The organism is Crenalkalicoccus roseus (genome assembly GCF_004761865.1).
Lineage (GTDB): Bacteria > Pseudomonadota > Alphaproteobacteria > Acetobacterales > Acetobacteraceae > Crenalkalicoccus > Crenalkalicoccus roseus.
Window position 1 is genome coordinate 335311 of sequence record NZ_SJDM01000002.1, and the last position, 16869, is coordinate 352179.

Annotated in this window: 13 protein-coding genes and 1 riboswitch; of the genes, 6 read left to right on the forward strand and 7 right to left on the reverse strand. The window is 74.9% G+C overall.

From position 1 onward, the window contains the following. The 4 genes from ET526_RS03705 to ET526_RS03720 all read right to left on the reverse strand — a co-directional run bounded on the left by ET526_RS03705 (position 1) and on the right by ET526_RS03720 (position 5203). Positions 1-1944: a TonB-dependent receptor plug domain-containing protein gene (locus ET526_RS03705; RefSeq protein WP_135466305.1), complete on the reverse strand. Its 1944-nt coding sequence runs from the start codon at positions 1942-1944 to the stop codon at positions 1-3. A 150-nt stretch (positions 1945-2094) separates the two neighbouring features. Continuing rightward, positions 2095-2333, reverse strand: a riboswitch (cobalamin riboswitch). A gap of 7 nt (positions 2334-2340) precedes the next feature. Continuing rightward, positions 2341-3018: an exopolysaccharide biosynthesis protein gene (locus ET526_RS03710; protein WP_135466306.1), complete on the reverse strand. Its 678-nt coding sequence runs from the start codon at positions 3016-3018 to the stop codon at positions 2341-2343. A 167-nt stretch (positions 3019-3185) separates the two neighbouring features. After that, complete coding sequence (locus ET526_RS03715) at positions 3186-3980, reverse strand: enoyl-CoA hydratase (RefSeq protein ID WP_240048235.1); 795 nt, start codon at positions 3978-3980, stop codon at positions 3186-3188. An 8-nt stretch (positions 3981-3988) separates the two neighbouring features. After that, complete coding sequence (locus ET526_RS03720) at positions 3989-5203, reverse strand: CaiB/BaiF CoA transferase family protein (protein ID WP_204623465.1); 1215 nt, start codon at positions 5201-5203, stop codon at positions 3989-3991. 748 nt (positions 5204-5951) lie between these two features. Between ET526_RS03720 and ET526_RS03725 the strand changes: the two genes are divergently transcribed. Next, a complete protein-coding gene (locus ET526_RS03725; protein ID WP_135466308.1) occupies positions 5952-6938 on the forward strand; it encodes a Bug family tripartite tricarboxylate transporter substrate binding protein in 987 nt (328 codons plus the stop codon). Positions 6939-6961: 23 nt separating this feature from the next. Here the strand turns inward: ET526_RS03725 and rocD are convergent, their stop codons facing one another. Continuing rightward, on the reverse strand, positions 6962-8221 hold the full coding sequence (gene rocD / locus ET526_RS03730; RefSeq protein WP_135466309.1) for an ornithine--oxo-acid transaminase: 1260 nt from the start codon (positions 8219-8221) through the stop codon (positions 6962-6964). Between the two features lie 25 nt (positions 8222-8246). After that, positions 8247-9143, reverse strand: a complete 897-nt coding sequence (locus tag ET526_RS03735) for a dimethylarginine dimethylaminohydrolase family protein (RefSeq protein ID WP_135466310.1) — start codon at positions 9141-9143, stop codon at positions 8247-8249. 148 nt (positions 9144-9291) lie between these two features. On the opposite strand from ET526_RS03735, the gene ET526_RS03740 reads away from it, so the two are divergent. Further along, positions 9292-9720, forward strand: a complete 429-nt coding sequence (locus ET526_RS03740; RefSeq protein ID WP_135466311.1) for an Lrp/AsnC family transcriptional regulator — start codon at positions 9292-9294, stop codon at positions 9718-9720. A gap of 52 nt (positions 9721-9772) precedes the next feature. Further along, entirely contained in the window at positions 9773-12874 is a 3102-nt protein-coding gene (gene putA / locus ET526_RS03745; protein WP_135466312.1) for a bifunctional proline dehydrogenase/L-glutamate gamma-semialdehyde dehydrogenase PutA, read from the forward strand. 9 nt (positions 12875-12883) lie between these two features. On the opposite strand, the gene tyrS is transcribed toward putA, so the two are convergent. After that, positions 12884-14113 carry a tyrosine--tRNA ligase gene (gene tyrS / locus ET526_RS03750; protein WP_135466313.1) on the reverse strand — a complete coding sequence of 410 codons (1230 nt, stop codon included), beginning with the start codon at positions 14111-14113 and terminating at the stop codon, positions 12884-12886. 56 nt (positions 14114-14169) lie between these two features. Between tyrS and ET526_RS03755 the strand changes: the two genes are divergently transcribed. The 3 genes from ET526_RS03755 (at position 14170) to ET526_RS03765 (ending at position 16714) form a co-directional block, all read left to right on the forward strand. Beyond that, on the forward strand, positions 14170-15267 hold the full coding sequence (locus ET526_RS03755) for an anhydro-N-acetylmuramic acid kinase (RefSeq protein WP_135466314.1): 1098 nt from the start codon (positions 14170-14172) through the stop codon (positions 15265-15267). Between the two features lie 133 nt (positions 15268-15400). Then, the gene (locus tag ET526_RS03760) at positions 15401-16375 is read left to right on the forward strand and encodes a tripartite tricarboxylate transporter substrate binding protein (protein WP_135466315.1); all 975 of its coding nucleotides are present in this window, start codon (positions 15401-15403) and stop codon (positions 16373-16375) included. Between the two features lie 84 nt (positions 16376-16459). Next, positions 16460-16714, forward strand: coding sequence for a dodecin family protein (locus tag ET526_RS03765; RefSeq protein ID WP_204623467.1), 255 nt, complete (start codon positions 16460-16462; stop codon positions 16712-16714). Positions 16715-16869 lie beyond the last annotated feature (155 nt).

Consider the following 16869-nt stretch of genomic DNA (forward strand, 5'->3'; position numbering starts at 1 on the left):
TCACAGCGCGAAGCGCGTGCCGACCAGCACGCTGCGGCCGGGCGTTGCGAAGCCGTTCACCGGCTCCCACCGGCTGTCGGTGAGGTTGCGCGCCTCCAGGAACAGCGCCACCTGCTCCCGCGCCTGCCAGGTGGCGGCGAGGTTCACCACCACCCCGGCCGGGTTGGTGCCGGCCGCGGCGATGACGGCGCCGGTGTCGTCGTAGCGGGCGAAGGGGCCCTCCGGGCTGCGGCCGGTGAACAGCAGGGTGGGCGCGATCACCAGGCGCGGCGCCGGGCGCATCGCGGCGGTGAGGCTCACCACATGCTCCGGGCGCCGCGGCAGGCGCGTGCCGGTGCGGGGGTCGAAGGCCTGGGTGATGGTCCAGGCGGCGGTGGCCTCGATCCAGGGCGCCGGGCGCAGCGTCAGGCCAAGCTCCGCCCCGTGGATGGTCGCCCGGTCCACGTTGACCAGCGTGTCGAATTGCGGGGCGAAATTGATCAGGTCGCGGACCCGGCTGTGGAAGAAGGTCCAGCCCAGGGTGGCGAAGCGGCGCTGCCCGAAGGCGGTAAGGTCGGTCTCCATCCCCGCCTCCCAGCCGAAGCTGCGTTCCGGCCTGAGGTCGGGGTTGCCGCGGAAGATGCTGCCGATCACGCCGAAGCGCTGGAACAGCGACGGGGCGGCGAAGGCGGTGCCGGCGGCGACATGCAGCCGGCTGTGCAGCTCGGGCAGCGCCAGCACGGCGCCGAGCCGCCAGGTGGTCTCGTCGGTGAAGCCCGTGGTCGCGTCGTGGCGCAGCCCCGCGGTCAGGTCCAGCCGCCCGAAGGCGCGGTACTGCAGCGTCAGATAGCCGGCGGTGGCGTGCTGCGCCGCGTCCACGGTGGTGCGGAAGAAGGGGGCTCCGCTGGTGCTCCGCACCTCCTCCACGCCGTGGGTGATGCCGAAGGCCAGCGCGCCGTCCGACAGCGCGCCGAAGGCGGGCAGGCGCAGCGCGTTGCCCCAGTCGAGCAGGATGCGGCTGCCGCGGTAGAGATCGTCGGCGGTGGCGGGGCTGAAGGGGTCGGGCAGGTTCACGTAGCGGCGCCGGTCCTCGGTGGCGGAGAGGCGCAGCCCCGTGGTCCAGGCGCCGCCGAGCAGCCGCGTCTCGCCTCGGAGCTGGCCGTACCAGCGCCGATCCTCGCCGGAGTAGTTGGGGTCGTCGCGCGGGATGTCGTCCAGGCCGAAATTGTTCTGCCGCCAGCGCAGCAGCGCCTCCAGCCGGGTGCCCTCCGCCGGGGTCCAGCCGAGGCGGGCGGTGGTGGCGGCGCCGCGGAAGCCGTCGCGCTCCCCGATGTTCGGCAGGCGCGGGGCGAGGGCGTTGAAGCCGCGCGTCGAGAGGCTGTTGGCGGAGAGCAGGTAGTCCACCGCGCCCACCGTGCCGGTGGCGCCGAGCCCGCCGCGCAGGGTGCGCTGCGTGCCGCCGGCGATCTCCCCATAGGGGGCGAAGGCGCGGTCGCGCGGCGCGCGGCGGGTGACGAGGTTCACCACGCCCCCGATCGCGGCCGAGCCGTAGAGGACGGAGGCGGGGCCGCGCACCACCTCGATCCGCTCCACGTCGAACAGCAGGTCCTGACCGAAATTGAAGGCGCCGTTCGGCTCCGAGGGGTCGTTCACCGGCACCCCGTCGAGCAGGACGAGGACGTTGCGGCTGCCCGCGCCGCGCAGGAAGGCGCTGGCCTGGGCGCCGGGCCCGCCGGTCGCCGCCAGGCGCAGCCCTGGCACCTCCCGCAGCGCCTCGGCCAGGGTCTGGTAGCCGCGCTCCTCGATCTCGCGGCGGGTGATGACGGTGATGGCGGCCGGCACGCGCTCCTCCGGCGTCGGCACGCGGGTGGCGGTGACGATGGTCTCCGGGATGGCCTGCTGGGCCGGGGCGGGGGAGGGGAGGGCGAGCAGCGCTCCGGCGAGGGCTGCCAGGGGAATTCGCATCGGGCGTCTCTCCGCGCGAACGAGGCGGCACGCCCCGCGCCGGGCGGCCGGCGCGGGACAGGTGGGCGTCGTGCTCGCATGCGGCGCCGCCCCCGCCGGATGGCGGGGCGGCCTCGGGCCGTTGCGCCGGTGCACCCCGCCCGGCACGCGCGAGACGGCTCTGCGCCGGCCGGTCTCCTGGCTCGCGGCTGCGGCCGGCGCGGCGATGGCCGCCGCGCTCGTCCCTGCCCGGTCCCGCCTTCTCGCGCCCCGCGGGGCGCAATGGCATTCGGGGACCGGGCTCGCCGCCTACAGTTGCGGGGGCAGCCGCGGACTGGCGGCGGCCATGGCCGCCGCGCACCGCGTTCCCGTTTCAGCCCTTGCGGGCCACCGGCGCATGGCCGGCTGATAGCAGCTTCAGAACAGCCAGCCCAGGGCCTTCACGCCGAGCCAGGCGATGGCGACCAGCACGCCGGTGGCGAAGGCGCATCCGGCGACGGTGAGCCCCGCGCCCCAGGCGGTGACGCGGCTGTCGTGCTCCACGAGGCCGAGCGCCATGACGATGTTGCCGAAGGCGGGCGGGCCGTTGGTGCCGGGTCCGGGCAGGATCAGCATCAGCGCCACGTAGGCGGTCAGCCAGCCGACCAGGCGGTCGCCGGCGGGGGAGGTGAAGAAGCCGGGGCGCGGGCGGATGTAGCGCTCCACCTTGCGCAGCCAGGAGGAGGAGAGGCTGGCCAGGCGCAGCAGGTCCTCCCGCCGGATGGACTGCCGGGCGACCACCTGCGGCAGCTTCGGCACCTGCCGGCCGATGCCCATCTGGATGCCGAGGATCAGCAGCGGCAGCCCGAAGACGGTGGCCATGCCGGGCAGCAGGGCCGGCAGCAGCAGCAGCAGGATCAGCAGGCCGAAGGCCCGGTCGCCGAAGGCTTCCGCCATCTCGCCCAGGGTGATGCGCTCGCCCGGGCAGCGGGCGGCCACCTCTGCCACGATGCGGGAGATGGGGGCGCTTGCCTCGTCCACGACGCCCGGCGCCTGCACGGGAGTGCTGCCCGGCGCCCGCACCGTGGTGAGATGCGCCTCTATGTTGCCGTCCATTGCGAGCCTTTCATCCCCCGCGCCGCCTCCGCCGGGCCTCCTCCGGTCCGGGACGGATTTCTTGTCGCCTTCTCATTTAGTCGAAACGCCCGGCGGACGCACAGCAATTCTGCGCGCCGACCGGAAAGAACGACGGATCCCGTCCGGGACCGGGAGATGGGCACGCCTCAGCGTCCGGTGAAGGCCGGCTTGCGCTTCTCCATGAAGGCGCGCCGCCCCTCCCGGTAGTCGGCGCTGTCGAAGCAGGCGGCCATGGCGGCGCGCAGCGCGGCCATGTCCCGCTCGGCCGGGTCCTTCAGCACCGTCTTGACCGTGAGCTTGTTGGCCAGCAGGGAGAGGGGGGCGTTGGCGGCCATGGTGGCGGCAAGCCGCGCCACCGTCGCCTCCAGCTCGGCCGCCGGCACCACCCTGTTCACCAGCCCGATCCGCTCCGCCTCCGCGGCGCCGAACCGCTCTCCGGTCATCAGGATCATGTGGGCGTGGGCGGGCCCGACCAGGTCCACCAGCGCCCGCACCATGTCGAAGCCGTAGGCGATGCCGAGCTTCGCCGCCGGGATGCCGAACTGGCTGTCCTCCGAGGCGATGCGGATGTCGGCCGACATGGCGATGCCGAGCCCGCCCCCCATGCAGAAGCCGCGGATCTCCGCGATCACCGGCTTGCGGAAGGCGGCGAGCCTGGCGCGCCCGGCACTGGTCAGCCGGTCGTATTCCTGCTGCGCCGAGGCGTCGGCGCGAGTCTTCTCGAACTGGCTGATGTCGGCCCCCGAGACGAAGGCCTTGTCGCCCGCGCCCCGCAGCACCACGCAGCGCACCTGCGGGTCCTCGGAGAACAGGTCGAGCGCGTCGGCGAGGCCGCCCCACATGTCCACCGACATGGCGTTGCGCTTCTCCGGCTGGTTGAACACCACCCGGCCGACCCCGTCCTCGATGCTGGCGAGGATCTTCCCGTTCGCGAATTCCATCCGGCCCATTACCCGCCCAGCGCTCCCTTCTCCCGCAGCGATCGGATCTCCGCCTCGGAGAGCCCGGCCTCGGCCAGGATCTCCGCGCCGTGCTCGCCGAGTTCGGGGACGTCGCGGTAGACCCCCGTCTCCATTCCCTCGATGTTCAGCGGGCTGGCGACCACCCGGATATCGCCGCGGCGGCGGTGGCGCATCGGCAGCGCCATCTCCAGGTGCCGCACCTGCGGGTCGGCGAAGACCTCGTCGATCGTGTTCACCGGGCCGCAGGGGATGCCCGCCTCCTCCAGCCGCGCGATCCACCACTCGGAGGGCCTGGTGCGCGTCACCTCGGCGATGGTGGCGTTGACCCGGGCGCGGTCCTGGCTGCGGCCCTTGGGAGTCTGCCACTCCGGCACCTCCAGCCATTCCTCGTGGCCGGCCGCCTTGCAGAAGCTCTCCCAGAGCCTGGCCGAGGAGGCGGCGATGTTGATCGGCTTGTCGGCGGTCGGGAACACGCCCATCGGGATGTTCACCGGGTGGTCGTTGCCGGCCTGCCCCGCCACCTCGCCATCCATCAGCCAGCGCGTGGCCTGGAAGTCGAGCATGAAGACCTGCGCCTCGAGCAGCGAGGTGTGGACGTAGCCGCCTTCGCCCGTGCGCTCGCGGTCGTAGAGCTTCATCATGATGCCGAGCGCGAGCAGGTTGCCCGCCGTGAGGTCGTTGATCGGGATGCCGACGCGCATCGGGCCGCGGCCCGGCTCGCCGGTGATGGTCATCAGCCCGCCCATCCCCTGTGCGATCTGGTCCACCCCGCCGCGTGCGGCGTAGGGGCCGGTCTGGCCGAAGCCGGAGATCGAGGCGTAGACCAGCCGCGGGTTGATCCCCTTCAGGTCCTCATAGGCGATCCTCAGCCGGTGCTTCACCTGCACGCGCATGTTCTCGACCAGCACGTCGGCGGTGGCGGCGAGCTTCAGGAAGGCCGCGTGCCCCGCCGGGTTCTTGAGGTCGAGGGCGATGGAGCGCTTGTTGCGGTGCAGGTTGACGAAGTCGAAGCCGTCCCGCGCCCCGCTGAGCCCGTCGCCCTGCCCCGGCGGCTCCACCCGGATGATCTCCGCGCCCCAATCCGCGAGGTGGCGGACGCAGGTCGGGCCGGCGCGGGCGAGGGTGAGGTCGAGCACGCGCAGGCCCGCGAGCGGCAGCCGGCTCTCCTGCATGATCTGCGGGTCCACGGGGCTTTCTGGCATGCACATTCCTCCCGGTGCAGGGGGAGAGTAGGGCGGCGGCGGGCGGAGGGCCAGCGCCCGATCCGCGGAGGCGGACGCCGGAGCGGTGAATCGGTCGCCCGAAGGTCGCCTGATCCGCGGAGGCGGACGCCGGAGCGGTGAATCGGTCGCCCGAAGGTCGCCTGATCCGCGGAGGCGGACGCCGGAGCGGTGAATCGGTCGCCCGAAGGTCGCCTGATCCGCGGAGGCGGACGCCGGAGCGGTGAATCGGTCGCCCGAAGGTCGCCTGATCCGCGGAGGCGGACGCCGGAGCGGTGAATCGGTCGCCCGAAGGTCGCCTGATCCGCGGAGGCGGACGCCGGAGCGGTGAATCGGTCGCCCGAAGGTCGCCTGATCCGCGGAGGCGGACGCCGGAGCGGTGAATCGGTCGCCCGAAGGTCGCCTGATCCGCGGAGGCGGACGCCGGAGCGGTGAATCGGTCGCCCGAAGGTCGCCTGATCCGCGGAGGCGGACGCCGGAGCGGTGAATCGGTCGCCCGAAGGTCGCCTGATCCGCGGAGGCGGACGCCGGAGCGGTGAATCGGTCGCCCGAAGGTCGCCTGATCCGCGGAGGCGGACGCCGGAGCGGTGAATCGGTCGCCCGAAGGTCGCCCGATCCGCGGAGGCGGATGCCGGAGCGGGCGGGGCTTGCGCGGAAGGCGCGGCGGCCTACCCTCGGCGCCGCCGCGGATCCGCCGCGCGGCAGCGATACCCGACCGAGGAGGCCGTCCATGCCCACCCTGCCGGCGCCCACGCGCCGCACGCTGCTCGCCGCCGCCGCCGGCCTTGCCGCCGCGCCAGCCCTGGCCCAGGCCCCCGCCGCCTGGCGGCCCTCGCGTCCGGTGACCATCCTCGTCCCCTTCGCCGCCGGATCGGGGACCGATGCCATCACCCGCATCCTGGCCACGCTGCTCGAGCCGGAATGGGGGCAGCCCATCGTGGTCGAGAACCGGGCCGGCGCGAACGGGGCGCTCGCCGCCGCGCACGCGGCCCGCGCCGCGCCGGACGGGCACACGCTGATGATGACCACCAACACGCCGCACGGCTCCAACCCGGCGCTGATGCGGCGGCTGGACTACGACCCGGTCGGCGACTTCACCGCCATCGGCCGGGCCGGGAACTACACTTTCTGGCTGGTGGTGGGGGGCGATTCGCCCATCCGCTCGCTGCAGGAGCTGCTGGAGCAGGCGCGGGCGCGGCCCGGGCAGCTCAGCTACGCCTCGGGCAACTCCACCGGCATCGTCGCCGGCGCCACCATCGCCCGCATGGCCGGGGTGGACATGACGCATGTGCCCTACCGCAGCACGCCGCCGGCGATGACGGACGTGATCGCGGGGCGGGTCACCGCGATGGTGGTGGACGTCTCCGCCTCCCTCGGTCATGTGCAGGCAGGGCGGCTGCGGGCGCTCGGCACCACCGGCCGGGAGCGCAGCGCGCTCGTGCCCGAGGTGCCGACGCTGCACGAGCTCGGCCTCGAGGGCTTCGACATCGTGGCCTGGGCGGGGCTGGTCGGGCCGGCGCGGCTGCCGGCGGAGACCGTCTCCGCCATCAACGCCACCTTCCGCCGCGTCTGGGAGCGGCCGGAGACGGTGCGGCGCCTGGCCGGGATCGGCTTCGAAGCCAGGACCTCGACCGCGGAGGAGTTCGCCGCCTTCATCCGCGCCGAGATCGAGAAATGGGGCAACCTCGCCCGCGCCGCCGGGATCGAGCCGGAGTAGCGCGCCCCTCCTCGCCGGGGGGCTCAGCGGCCCGGCGGCGGCGCCTCCGGCGTCGGGCCGGCGAGCACCCGCGCCAGCCGCTCCAGCGCCCAGTCCGCCTCCGCCTCGGTGATGACCAGCGGGGGCGAGAGGCGGATGGTGTGGCCGTGCGTGTCCTTGCACAGCAGGCCCTCGCGCCGCAGCGCCTCGCAGAAGCGGCGCGCCCCGCCGGCGTCGGGGTGCAGCTCGACGGCCAGCATCAGCCCGCGCCCGCGCACCTCCCGCACCCGCGGCGCGCCGAGGCCCCGCAGCGCGGCGAGCATCCGCGCGCCGATGCGCGCCGCGTTCCCGATCATCCCCTCCTCCACCAGCACCCGCAGCGCCGCGCGCGCCACCGCGCAGGCCAGCGGGTTGCCGCCGAAGGTGCTGCCGTGCTGGCCCGGCCGCAGCACGCCGAGCACCTCGGTGTTCGAGAGCACCGCCGAGACCGGGTAGAAGCCGCCCGACAGCGCCTTGCCCACCAGCGTCACGTCGGCCTCGATCCCCTCATGCTCCTCGGCCAGGAGCTTGCCCGTGCGGCCGAGCCCGGTCTGGATCTCGTCGAGGATCAGCGTGATGCCGTGCCGGGTGCACAGCTCCCGCGCCGCGCGCAGGTAGCCCGGCGGCGGGATGATCACCCCCGCCTCGCCCTGGATCGGCTCCAGCAGCACGCCGACGGTGCGGGGCGTGATCGCGGCCGCAAGCGCCGCAGCGTCGCCGAAGGGCACGGTGACGAAGCCGGGCGTGAAGGGGCCGAAGCCGCCGCGCGTCTCGGGATCGCTGCTGAAGCCGATCACGGTGATGGTACGGCCGTGGAAATTGCCGGCGCAGACGATGATCTCCGCCTCCCCCTCCGGCACGCCCCGCACCTCGTAGCCCCATTTGCGCACCGCCTTGATCGCCGTCTCCACCGCCTCGGCGCCGGTGTTCATCGGCAGCACCTTGTGCGAGCGGGTGAGCGCGCAGAGCTCCTCGAAATAGGGCGCGAGCTGGTCGTTGCGAAAGGCGCGGGAGGTCAGGGTCAGCCGGCCCGACTGCTCGATCAGCGCGGCGCGGATGCGGGGATGGCAGTGGCCCTGGTTCACCGCCGAGTATCCGGCCAGGCAGTCAAGGTAGCGGTTGCCCTCCACGTCCCACACCCACACCCCCTGGCCGCGGGCCAGCACCACGTCGAGGGGGCGGTAATTGTGGGCGCCGAGGCGCTCCTCGACGCCGATGTGGTCGTAGGGAGCGCGGGGGTCGGGGGTGATGGCGGTGTCCGGCATGGTGTGGCTCCGGCTGCGGTCGTGGTCAGGCGCCGAGGGGCACGGGGGCGGCGCGCGGCGCCGCCCGCGGCGGGGCCGCCGCGCGGAGGTCGAGGCGCAGCGTCATGCAGAAGGCGCCCCCGCCCGCGAGGAGGAAGGGCGAGAGGTCGAGCTCCACGCAGCGGTAGCCCCGCTCGGCGAGGAGGGCGCGCAGCCGCGCCGAGGCGCGGGCCATCACCACCGTGCGGCCGATCGCCACCGCGTTCAGGCAGAGCAGCCCGGCCTCCTCCGCCGTCGCCTCGATGCGCAGCGCCGCGGGCACGCGCGCGCGGATGGCGCCGAGGGCGGAGGGGGTGAAGGCGCCGGGGTGGAACAGCACCTCGCCCCCCGGCAGGGGGCAGAAGCAGACGTCGAGGTGGTAGAAGCGCGGCGCGGCGAGTTCCAGCGGCACCGCCTCCCGCCCGAAAAACGCCTCCACATAGGGGATCGCCTCGCGCAGGCTGCGCTGGCCGTGGCCGGCCCAGAAATGCCCGCGCGCGGCGTCCCAGAGGCAGTCCCCGGCGCCCTCCTGGAACACGCCTTCCGGCAGCGCCGCCACCGCGTCGAGCAGCCCCCGTGCCCGCAGCGCCTGGAAGGCGGCCCAAAAGCGCGGCTCCTCCGGCCGCCGTTCCGGGCAGCGGAAGCGGGAGAGCAGCGCCCGCCCGTCGAGCACCACCGCGGCGTTGGCGGGGAACACCATGTCCGGCAGGCCCGGCGCGCCCGGCAGCACCTCCACCGCCGCCCCAGCTCCGCGCAACGCGGCGGCGAGCGCCTCCCAGGCGGCGCGGGCGGCGCGGCGGTTGCCCTCGGGGTCGCGCCGCCAGGCGTCGGGACGCATCCAGGGGTTGATGACGTAGGCGACCTCGAAATGGGCGGGGTCGGTCATCAGGAAGCGTGGCGTCATGGCGTCTCCCGGCGTGCCGGATGCGGGGCTCCTCCGGACCCGAAGATGGGCGAGGGGCACGCCAGGGCGGCGCGGGAAAAGCGTCAGCGCGCGCCCATCTTCCGCGCGGATCGCCAGGGAAGGCTGGCGGATCGCCAGGAGGGCGGCCATGGAGCTTGACGAGACCGACCGGCGCCTGATCGCCCTGCTGCGCGACGACGCGCGCCGCCCCGCCTCGAGCCTCGCCGCCGCGCTCGGGGTCTCGCGCGGCACGGTGCAGAACCGCATCGCGCGGCTGCTGCGCGAGGGCGTGATCCAGGGCTTCACCATCCGCCTCGGCCCGGGCGCCGGCCGCGACGGGGTGCGCGCCATCATGGCGATCGAGATCCGCGGCCGCGCCACCGAGGCGGTGCTGCGGGCGCTGCGCGGCTTCCCCGAGGTGCGGACGCTGCACACCACCAACGGCCGCTGGGACGTGATCGCGGAACTCGAGGCCGGGAGTCTCGAGGCGTTCGACCGGGTGCTGAACCGCATCCGCATGCTGGAGGGCGTCGCCGCCACCGAGACCAGCCTGCTGCTCTCCACCCGGAAGGGATGACCGGGCCGGGGCGCGGGCCCATCTGGGGGAGGCACCGGCGCCGGAGGATGCCTTGCCCGAGACCCTCGCCGCTTCGGAGGACGACCGCGCCGCGCTGCGCCGCCTGCACCGGCTGGATGAGGCCGAGGCGCTGGCGCCGCTGCTCGCCGCCGCCGCCCTGCCGCCCGAGGCCGGGCAGCGGGTGCATAAGCGGGCGCTGGCGCTGGTCCGCCATGCCCGCGCGGCGGGGCGGCCGGGCGCCGACGTCTCCGCCTTCCTCGCCGAGTTCGGCCTCGATACCAGGGAGGGCGTGGCGCTGCTCTGCCTGGCCGAGGCGCTGCTGCGCATTCCCGACTCCGCCACCCAGGACGCGCTGATCGACGCGACGCTCGGCGAGGCCGACTGGCGGGCGCATCTCGGCCATGCCGACAGCCTGGCGGTCAACGCTTCCGCCTTCGCCTTCATGCTGAGCGGGCGGGTGCTGAACCTCGAGGAGCGGCGCGGCGTGCCCGCGGCCATCGCCCGCACCATCCGCCGCCTCGGCGAGCCGGTGATCCGCGCCGCGCTGCGCCGCGGCATGCGCGTGCTGGCGCGGCAGTTCGTCATGGGCCGCACCATCGAGGAGGCGCTGGAGCGCGCCGCGACCAACGAGGGGCGGCGCTGGCGCCACTCCTTCGACATGCTGGGCGAGGCGGCGCGCACCGCCGCCGACGCCGCCCGCTACCTCGCCGCCTACCGCCACGCCATCGGTGCCGTGGGCCGCGCCGCGGCCGGGCGCGGGCCGGTGGAGGGGCCGGGCGTCTCGGTGAAGCTCTCCGCCCTGCACCCGCGCTTCGAGGCGCTGCAGGCGGAGCGCTGCGTGCCGGCGCTGATCGCCGCGCTCGGTGCGCTGGCGCGCGCGGCGAAGGAGCAGGACATCGGCCTGACCGTGGACGCCGAGGAGGCGGAGCGGCTGGAGATCACGCTCGACATCTTCGCCGCGCTCCGCGCCGACCCCGCACTCGCCGGCTGGGAGGGGCTCGGCCTCGCCATCCAGGCCTACCAGAAGCGGGCGCCGGCGGTGGTGGAGTGGGTGGCGGACCTCGCCCGCCGCACCGGCCACGCCATCCCGGCGCGGCTGGTGAAGGGCGCCTACTGGGACGCCGAGATCAAGCAGGCCCAGCTGCAGGGCCTGCCGGACTACCCCGTCTTCACGCGCAAGGCGGCGACCGACGTCTCCTGGCTCGCCTGCGCGCGGCGGATGCTGGCGCTGCGCGGCCTGCTGCGCCCCGCCTTCGCCACCCACAACGCGCACAGCCTCGCCTACGTGCTGGAACTCGCCGGCGGGGAGGGGTTCGAGGCGCAGCGTCTGCACGGCATGGGCGAGGCGCTCTACGAGCAGGTGGTGGGGCGGGAGGCGCCAGTCCGGGTCTATGCCCCGGTCGGCTCGCACGAGGACCTGCTGGCCTACCTGGTGCGCCGCCTGCTGGAGAACGGCGCCAACACCTCCTTCGTCCACCGCCTGCTCGATCCCGCCGTGTCGGAGGAGGCGATCGTCGCCGACCCGGTGGAGGCCGCGCGGCACGGCCCGCCGCGCCACCCGCGCATCCCGCTGCCGCGCGACCTGTTCCCCGACCGGCGCAATTCGGCGGGCCTCGACCTCGCCGATCCGGTGGTGCGGGAGGCGACGCTGCGCGCGGTGCGCGCGGCGGCGGGGCAGGCCTCGGGCGATCCCGCGCTGCGCGGGGGTGCGCTGCGCGAGGTGCGCAGCCCGGCGGACCGGGCGCTGCTGGTCGGCACGGTGTGGGAGGCGGGCGACGCCGATGTCGTGGCCGCGCTCGACGCCGCCTCCGCCGCCTGGCGCGGCTGGGACGCACGCGGCGGCGCGGCGCGGGCCGAGGTGCTGGAGCGCGCGGCCGGGCTGATCGAGTCGCACCGCGACGACTTCCTCGCCCTGCTGGCGCGCGAGGCCGGCAAGACCCTGGCCGACGGCGTGGCCGAGGTGCGCGAGGCGGCGGATTTCTGCCGCTGGTACGCCGCCCGCGCGCGGGAGTGGTTCGGCGCCCCGCGCGAGCTGCCGGGCCCGACGGGGGAGCGCAACACCTGGGCGCTCGGCGGGCGCGGCGTCTTCGCCTGCATCAGCCCGTGGAACTTTCCCCTGGCGATCTTCGTCGGCCAGGTCGCCGCCGCGCTCGCCGCAGGCAACGCGGTGGCCGCCAAGCCGGCGGAGCAGACGCCGCTCGTCGCCGCCCTCGCGGCGCGGCTGCTGCACGAGGCCGGGGTGCCGCGCGAGGTGCTGCACCTGCTGCCCGGGGACGGCCCTTCGGTCGGGGCGCGGCTCGTTGCCGATCCGCGCGTCGCCGGCGTCGCCTTCACCGGCGGGACGGAGACGGCGCAGGCGATCGCGCGCAGCCTCGCCGCGCGCCCCGGCCCGCTGGTGCCGCTGATCGCCGAGACCGGCGGCATCAACGCCATGGTGGTGGACAGCAGCGCGCTGCCCGAGCAGGTGGTGCAGGACGCGCTGACCTCCGCCTTCGGCTCGGCCGGGCAGCGCTGCTCGGCGCTGCGCCTGCTCTGCCTGCAGGAGGAGATCGCGGACCGCGTGCTGGAGATGCTGGCCGGCGCGGCGGCGGAGCTCCGCCTCGGCGACCCGCTCGACCCCGCGACCGACATCGGCCCGGTGATCGAGGAGGCGGCGCGGGAGGGGCTGGAGGCGTGGTGCCGCGGCCTCGGCACGGCGCCGCTGTTCCAGGTGCCGCTGCCGCCCGGCCTCGAGCGCGGCTGCTTCTTCGCCCCGCGCGCCTATGCGCTGCCCTCCGCGCGGGCGCTGACGCGGGAGGTGTTCGGGCCGGTGCTGCACGTGGTGCGCTGGCCGGGCGGCGGGCTCGACGCGCTGCTCGACGACATCGCCGCCCACGGCTTCGCCCTGACGCTCGGCGTGCACAGCCGCATCGAGGCGGTGCAGCGCCACGTCGTGGAGCGGCTGCGCGTCGGCAACGCCTATGTCAACCGCAACCAGATCGGCGCCGTGGTGGGGGTGCAGCCCTTCGGCGGCCACGGCCTGTCCGGCACCGGGCCGAAGGCCGGCGGGCCGGTGACGCTGATCCGCTTCGCCACCGAGCTTTCGGTCAGCGTCAACACCGCGGCCGCGGGCGGCAACGCCTCGCTGCTGGCGATGGACACGGGCGGCGTGTAGCGGGGCGCCCTATCCGGCGCGCACCAGCACGTGCCGCTTGCGCCCGAGCGAGAGCTTGGCCGCGCCGTCGCGCAGGTCCGCCGCCGTCACCTGCCGCAGCGGGTCGGTCACCGGCGCGTCGTTCAGGCGCACGCCGCTCTGCGCCACCAGGCGCCGCGCCTCGCCCTTGCTGGCCACCAGCCGCGCCGCCGCCAGCAGGTCCACCACCGCCGCGGGCAGGGCGGCGGTGATGGTGGGCAGGGTCTCCGCCGCCCCGCCCTCCTCGAAGGTGCGGCGCGCGGTCTCGGCGGCCGCCTCGGCCGCCTCGCGCCCGTGGCGCAGCGCCGTCGCCTCGGTGGCCAGCACCTTCTTCGCCTCGTTGATCTCGGCGCCGCGCAGCGCGGCGAGGCGGCGCACCTCGTCCATCGGCAGCTCGGTGAAGAGGGCGAGGAAGCGGCCGACATCGGCGTCGTCGGCGTTGCGCCAGAACTGCCAGTAGTCCCAGGGGGAGAGCCGGTCCGGGTTCAGCCACACCGCGCCCGCCGCGGTCTTGCCCATCTTGGCGCCGGAGGCGGTGGTGAGCAGCGGCGTGGTCAGGCCGAAGGCCTCCGCCCCCTCCATGCGGCGCACCAGGTCGGCGCCCATGACGATGTTGCCCCACTGGTCGGAGCCGCCCATCTGCAGGATCACCCCGTGGCGGCGGTACAGCTCCAGGAAGTCGTAGGACTGGAGCAGCATGTAGTTGAACTCGAGGAAGGAGAGCGGCTGGTCTCGCTCCAGCCGGAGGCGCACGCTGTCCATGGTCAGCATGCGGTTGACCGAGAAGTGCCGCCCGATGTCGCGCAGGAAGGGGATGTAGCGCAGCCCGTCCAGCCACTCGGCGTTGTCGAGCATCAGCGCCCGGCCGGGGCCGAAGTCGAGGAAGGCGTCGAAGGTGCGGCGGATGCCGCGCTTGTTCGCCTCGATCGCCTCGTCGCTCAGGAGCTGGCGCGCCTCGTCCCGCCCCGAGGGGTCGCCCACCTTGGTCGTGCCGCCGCCGATCAGCGCCACCGGGCGGTGCCCGGTCCGCTGGAACAGGCGCAGCAGCATGATCGACAGCAGGTGGCCGACATGCAGGCTGTCCGCCGTGCAGTCGAAGCCGACATAGGCGGTGACGCGCCCCTGCCGCAGCCGGGCGTCCAGCGCCTCGGCGTCGGTGACCTGGTGGATGTAGCCGCGCTCCTGCGCCGCGTGGAGGAAGTCGCTCTTGGGGCCGCTCATCGCGCGTCTCTGGGCTCTTGCCGGACCGGGGGGCGGACCCCTAGCACAGGGGCGGGATGCTTAGAACCATCGGGCTGATGAGCGGCACCTCCCTCGACGGCGTGGACGCCGCCTGGGTGGAGACGGACGGGGAGGCGATCGCCCGCGCCGGCCCGGCCCTGACCCTGCCCTACGAGCCCGGGCTGCGCCGCGACCTGCGGCGGCTCCTCGATCTCGCGCCCGGTCTCGCCCTGGACGACCCCTTCCTCGCCGACTGCGTGCGCCGCCTGACCGAGCGCCATGCCGAGGCGGTGGAGCGGCTGTGCCGGGTGGCGGGAGAGCGGCCCGACCTGCTCGGCTTCCATGGCCAGACCATCCTGCACCGCCCGCGGGAGGGCCGGACCTGGCAGGTGGGCGACGCGGCGCTGCTCGCCCGCCTCACCGGCCTCGCGGTCGCGCACGATTTCCGCGGTGCCGACGTGGCGGCGGGCGGGCAGGGGGCACCCCTCGCGCCGGCGCTGCACGCCGCCCTGGCGCGGGACCTGCCGAAGCCGCTCGCCGTGCTGAATCTGGGCGGGGTCGGCAACGTCACCTGGATCGGGGAGGATGGGGAGCTGCTCGCCTTCGACACCGGCCCGGCCAACGGCCCGCTCGACGACTGGGCCCGCCGCCACACCGGCGCCGCCTGCGACGAGGACGGCGCGCTGGCCCTGGCGGGGCGGGCGGAGGCGGCCGTGCTGGCACGGCTGCTCGCCCACCCCTACCTCTCCGCCCCCCCGCCCAAGTCGCTGGACCGGCTGGAGTTCGGCCGCGCGCTCGCGGCGGCGGGGCTGGAGGCGCTGCCGGCCGCGGACGGCGCCGCCACCCTCGTGGCCTTCGCCGCCGGCTGCGTCGCCGCCGCCGCGCGCCACCTGCCGCGGCCGCCGCGGGAATGGCTCGTCACCGGGGGCGGGCGGCGCAACCCGGCGATGATGCGCGCCCTCGCCGGCGCCCTGGAGGGGCCGGTGCGGCCGGTGGAGGCGGTGGGATGGGACGGCGACGCGCTGGAGGCGCAGGCCTTCGGCCTGCTCGCCGCCCGGGTGGCGCGGGGCCTGCCGCTGACCTTCCCGGGCACCACCGGGGCGCCGCGGCCGCTGCCCGGCGGGCGGCTGCTGCCGGCCCCGGACGGCCGGTAGGGGCGGGCGGCGGGCGGTTTGACACGCCGGCCCCGGGCCGCGACACCTCGGAGAGGCCGCGCCACGCCCCGGGCGGGGCGCCGCGCCGGCCGGTCCGCGAACCGGCCCGACCTTGGGAGAGAAAGCCAGAGCAATGACCCGCATCGCCCGCCGCACCGCCCTCGGCCTCGCCGCCGGTGCCCTCGCCGCCCCGGCCATCGGCCGCGCCCAGGGCCGCTTCCCGGAGCGGCCGATCCGCATCATCGTGCCCTGGCCCCCCGGCGGCTCCGCCGACGCCCAGATCCGCTCCCTGGCGGAGATCGCCGGGCGCAGCCTCGGCCAGAACATCATCGTCGAGAACCGCTCCGGCGCCTCCGGCACCATGGGGGCGATGCACCTCGTCCACCAGGCGCGGCCGGACGGCTACACGATCAGCCAGATGCACCTCTCCATCGTGCGCCGGCCCTTCATCGTGCGGAACCCGCCCTGGGATCCGGTGAACGACTTCACCCACATCATCGGTCTCGCCGGCTGGCTGTTCGGCATCGTGGTGAAGGCCGACAGCCCGATCCGCACCATGGACGACTATTGGGACTACGCGCGGAAGAACCCCGGGCGCCTCACCTACACCACCAGCGGCATCGCGACGACGCCGCACATCACCATGGAGGATCTGGCGCGGCAGAAGGGGGTGGAACTGACCCACGTGCCCTACCGCTCCTCCAACGAGGCGGCGCTCGCCGTCGCGCAGGGCGAGGTGATGAGCACCGCCGACAGCTCCGCCTGGGCGCCGCTGGTGGATGGCGGGCGGCTGCGCGTGCTCTGCGTCTGGTCCGCCGAGCGCTCCCCGCGCTTCGCCGAGGCGCCGACGCTGCGCGAGCTCGGCATCGACATGGTGGTGACCTCTCCCTACGGCCTGTCGGGGCCGCGCGGGATGGACCCCGGCGTGGTGCGGATCCTGCACGACGCGCTGCGCGACGCGCTGTTCGACCCGGCCAATGCCGCGGTGCGGGCGCAATTCGACATGCCGCTGGAATATTACAACACCGAGGACTATCAGGACTACATCCGCCGCCGCGCCGCCTACGAGAAGGAAATGGCGGAGCGTCTGAACCTGCGGATCGACTGACCCGCGGGGGCGGCCCCGCCGCCGCCATACGGTTCCGTGAGATCCTGATCACGCGCTCACGGCGCGTGATCGGAGAGGGCTATCGTGCCCCTGCCGCCCGGGATCGGGCCGGGCCGGCAGCAATGGGAGGAACCCATGGCCGTTGCCAGCGTGTCGAAAATCACCGCGGCGTCCACGCAGGGCTTCGATGCCGCGGTCCGCGAGGGGCTTGAGCGCGCGAGCCGGACGCTGCGCGGCATCACCGGCCTGCACGTCATCGAGCAGAAGGCGAGCGTGCAGAACGGCAAGATCGCCGAATACCGCGTGACCATGGAGGTTACCTTCATCCTCGAGGACTGAGCCGAGCGCATCGGCGGGGCGGGGGCGGCCGGGAGCGGCCCCCGCCCCGTTGCGTCGAGGGGGGGCGCGCGGAGCTGCGCGGCGAATTGCACCGTCCGGACGGTATGGTAGGAGTGACGCGGCCGCCCGGCGCCGCATGCGCACCGGCGGCGGGC